Here is a 2,646-nt window from a genome sequence, read left to right on the forward strand (position 1 = left end):
AATGCCGATACTGCTCTCCCATCTCTCTAAGCAAAGCCACCGATATTCGAGCAAACTCCCTATCTATCTCACTAAACTCATCACTCCGTTTCAAAGATGCAGGGTCAACCACAAAAGCCAAAAAGTCAAAAATACCTCCTTGCTTTTGTATCACTTCCGAGAGTTTAACAATGGTCTGAAATGCTTTTTTAGCACCTATCTTTTTGATAAGCTCTTCTCTAACACCTTTTTCTTCATCTTCATATTTTGAGAATTTATAAAAGCCATCAACCTTTTGCTCTTTGTCTACGATGCTACTCATAAACACTTCACTCAAATGCTCTTGGGTACTCTGTGGTAGCAGTTTCTGTTGTACTAATTTTACAATAGGCAAACTCAAAGGCACAACAGCCAAAAGTTCAAGTAGCTCTTTAGCTTCCCCACTTGCATATTTGTAAAAACCTCTAAGCCTCTGCTCTGCATCTAACTCATTGTTCTCTTTTTCAAGTTGGTACTCTCCTCTAAAATCCTCTGCTTCAAACAATGCCCCCTCTATCCTATTATTGGGTAAAGAACGCATAATTTTACCATACGCTTCTATGGAGCTTGGATTGAAGTTCAACAGGGGTATCTTGACCAATTCAGGTAGTTCCTCTTCCTCTCTAGACAATATCTCCTCGGCTCGGCTAACGATTTGACCATTCAATGCAAACTTTTTACGGCTACTCATCTTTCCCATCGAGGCATCTATGAGTTTTGTACCATTCCACAAGCGTTGAGGCAACATCTGCACCACAGCAAAAGGAAAATGTTTTTGCCAAAGGGTTATCTGTTGTAGAAGCACTCCACTACTCCATGATTTGGACATCATATCGCTAAACATAAAGGCGATGGTATTGGAGTCAATGTGTCTGTACCATCTGTCATTGAGTGAGGAGGTCAACCCCTTTTTCCTGAAAAATTGAGGCTCTTCACTATCCGTTGATAGATAACAAACCATTACCTCTTTAAATATATGGTAGTTCTTCACATTTTTAACAAACTCATCTATCATACTCTCCCATATTTTCATGCTTTCAGAGCTATCAACTATAAAAAGAACTCTAAATCTCTTCTCATAACTCTTTTTATAAAAAGGTCTAAAAATATCAGTTTTGGCGATGTAGTCAGCTATTTTCTCCTCATCAAGCTTGGTCTCTTTGAGTGAAGCTATCTTTTGACGAAAATGTCTAAAGGCAAAGATGAGGTCATTGTCTTTATAGAGTTTACGCACCAATGGAGTACGAAACGGAAGAGAGTTTTTGTTATCACTATCAGAGACAGGATGAAGTGGTGCATCTTCTCGTTTTTTCTGTTTTAACTGTTTGACTTTTGAGGTAATGGGAGGTGGTGGAGTATCGTCTGTAGGTTTGGATGTATCCTCATCCTCCTCTTTTGTATCTGTAATAAAATTATTATTAGTACTAGATGATAATATTTCTGTTTTTGAGATATATTTTGATAACCATAGAGACTCTGCTAACTCTATAGTATCAATCTTTATACCATCAGCTCTTAACAGTTGATACAGCTCCTTTAAATTGCTCAAAATAGTCCTTTTTGGGAATCGGAGGCTTCAGCCCCGAATAGGCGAGGCTAAAGCCATCGGCTCCTAATGCTAATCCAATGAATGCCAAAGTATATCATTAAAAATCTCACTTTTCTTTACATTCAATCTTAGATAGAGAGCATTCAGAAGTTGGTCGGTAGCCAACTCACTCTTTTGTCGGCTCTCTCCCAAGCCATCTCTCTTTTCTATAAACTCTTTTACTATCTCACCTATGATACCTAAGTTCTCATCATCTTCGGTCAAGTTTAGATGTTGAGTTACTATCTCTATCAGTCGCTCTTCTGTTGGAAGCTCCATCTCATGATGCAGACATCTTCTCATAAAAGCAGGAGGAAAATCCCTCTCTCCATTACTTGTCATAATGATAATGGGAAAGTTATCTATATTTATCTCTTTTTCTCCATTTTTTATCATAATGGGATTCTCCTCTGTTCCAAGATTTACAAGCTCTTTACTACTGTATCGTTTGAGTACATCTATCTCAAACTTATTCTCTTCTAGTATATGGAGCAAATCATTAGGCAGGTCAATATCACTTTTATCAAGCTCATCAATGAGTAAAACAGACTTTTTATTAGAAGCAAAAGCCTTACCAAGTGGGGCAAGTTTTAGATACTTAGTAATCTCATCTTCTGTAGTGTCGTCTTTGATTTTTTTGAGTTGTGCATCTTGTAGCCTAGAGATAGCATCATAGCTATAGAGTCCATCTTCTAGTGTACTTTTACTATTAATAGCCCAATGGTACAACTCTAACCCCAACTCATCAGCAATAGCATACGCCAAAGAGGATTTACCTGTTCCTGCTTTTCCTGTCAGTAGAAGAGGTCTTCTCAAATAGATAGAAGCATTTACTATAGCCTTCTCCTCTTCTGATGGCAGATAGACCAGTTGAGTATCCCCTTTTTGTTTGCTTTTTCTCCATGATGGAGCAGGTGCTATCTTGTTGAGGGTATCTATATCAATACCTTTTTTCTTTTTGTCTCCTGTAAATATGTACCAACTTGTATTCATAATTAAGTTCTCCTTTTATTCATAAAATCTTTTAAATCTATTAATAG

The 2,646-nt window shown here is 37.4% G+C and carries 2 protein-coding genes; both read right to left on the reverse strand.

The window, feature by feature from the left end:
- On the reverse strand, positions 1-1,567 hold a 1,567-nt coding region (locus tag GSY74_RS01905), incomplete at its 3' end, for an SAV_2336 N-terminal domain-related protein (RefSeq protein WP_164663428.1).
- 69 nt (positions 1,568-1,636) lie between these two features.
- Positions 1,637-2,599, reverse strand: coding sequence for a MoxR family ATPase (locus GSY74_RS01910; RefSeq protein ID WP_164663429.1), 963 nt, complete (start codon positions 2,597-2,599; stop codon positions 1,637-1,639).
- Positions 2,600-2,646 lie beyond the last annotated feature (47 nt).

Source organism: Sulfurovum sp. bin170 (genome assembly GCF_010892395.1).
Classification (GTDB): domain Bacteria; phylum Campylobacterota; class Campylobacteria; order Campylobacterales; family Sulfurovaceae; genus UBA1140.

Bases quoted from the DNA above. Each gene is read 5' to 3' on its own strand.
- GSY74_RS01910 (WP_164663429.1), bottom strand. From the start codon at position 2,599: ATGAATACAAGTTGGTACATATTTACAGGAGACAAAAAGAAAAAAGGT.